This window comes from Orlajensenia flava, from assembly GCF_004801905.1.
Lineage (GTDB): Bacteria > Actinomycetota > Actinomycetes > Actinomycetales > Microbacteriaceae > Orlajensenia > Orlajensenia flava.
Map to the genome: position 1 here is coordinate 1 of NZ_SSSN01000028.1, position 1,296 is coordinate 1,296.

The following is a 1,296-nucleotide window of genomic DNA, read 5'->3' on the forward strand; positions in this document are numbered from 1 at the left end:
CGGGTTTCGAAGCTTCTATATGTCAATGGGGGCAGAGGAGTGGGAAGAGTTCGCGGCAGAGGGCTCGTTTGATGAGTCGGATGACGTCTTTTTTGGTTTTGCCGTGGGCGAGGTGGGTGTCGCGGTAGGTCTGGCTGCGCGGGTCGTGTCCGAGGCGGGCGATGGCGATCTGGTGCAGGGCGCAGTTCGCGTCGCGGTTGCCTCCGTGGCTGATGCGGTGGCGGTTGGTGGTGCCGGATTGGACGGGGATGGGTGCGGCGCCGAAGAGCATGGCGAGGGCTGCTTCGCTGCGGATGCGGTTCCCGTTGCCGCCGACGGCGGTCAGGAGGGCGGCGGCGGTGATCGCTCCGACACCGCATCGGCTCAGCAGGGCGGGGGCGTGCAGGGTGACGAGCTCGTGGATCTGGTCGTGGAGTTGGCGGGTGCGGGTGCGTAGGTCCAGCCAGCGGGTCGCGAGGTCGCGGAGCAGGTCGATCATCAGACGCTCTACCGGGTCGGTGATCTCGGGGGTGGTGCTGACGAGTTGACGCATCCGGGCCAGGGTGGTGCCGGTGCTGTACCGGGCGCGGATATCGTCGGGGCCGGTGATCAGGAGCTGACCGATCTGGTTGCTGAGCTCGGTTTGCATCTTGACCAGCAGTTTCCGGGCCACGTACAGCTGCCGCAGCACAGCGAAGGTGCCGTCGGTGGTCTTGGGGATCGCGGGCTGCGGGTCGGCCAGGACCCGGCGGGCGGCGGCTTCCGCGTCGGACGCGTCGGTCTTGCCACGCAGCCGACGCAACGCTTTATCACCGGGCGGAACCTCGAACACAGCCATCCCGTGTCCGGTGAGATAGCGGGCCAGCCCGGCACCGTAGGAGGCGGTGCCCTCCATCCCGACCTTCCCGATCGGGCCCAGCCCGGACGCCCACAGCAGCAGGGCGGCATACCCGGGCCCCGTTGTCGGGAACGAGCTGGTGGCGATGAGTTGCCCGGCCGGGCCCAGGACCGCGGCATGGTGGGTGTCTTTGTGGGTATCGATCCCGACGGTCATGCTGCCAGGAACAGCGTCAAGTGTCATGCTGGATACGTCCCTTCAGGGTCACGTGTCCGGCTGGCGAGCAGGCAAATCAGTGACGGGACTTCGTTGGGATCGTCAGGCTTCTATCAAGTCATGAACGCCGGCCGGGCACACCAAAACGGTTACGCCCCCGGGAGCCCGACATTTCGAAACAAAGACAACCGAAGCGTCAGATACGAACTCGAGTCAGAACCCCGGGGAACCACACCAGCCAATCACTGATACGCCTGCTCGCT

General features: G+C 66.1%; 1 protein-coding gene. It reads right to left on the bottom strand.

What is annotated here, in order from left to right:
* Positions 1 to 22: 22 nt before the first annotated feature.
* The gene (locus E6C70_RS16550) at positions 23 to 1,033 is read right to left on the bottom strand and encodes an IS110 family RNA-guided transposase (RefSeq protein ID WP_168770999.1); all 1,011 of its coding nucleotides are present in this window, start codon (positions 1,031 to 1,033) and stop codon (positions 23 to 25) included.
* Positions 1,034 to 1,296: the final 263 nt, after the last annotated feature.

Coding starts and splice junctions, on each gene's coding strand:
- E6C70_RS16550 (WP_168770999.1), bottom strand. CDS start 1,033: ATGACCGTCGGGATCGATACCCACAAAGACACCCACCATGCCGCGGTC.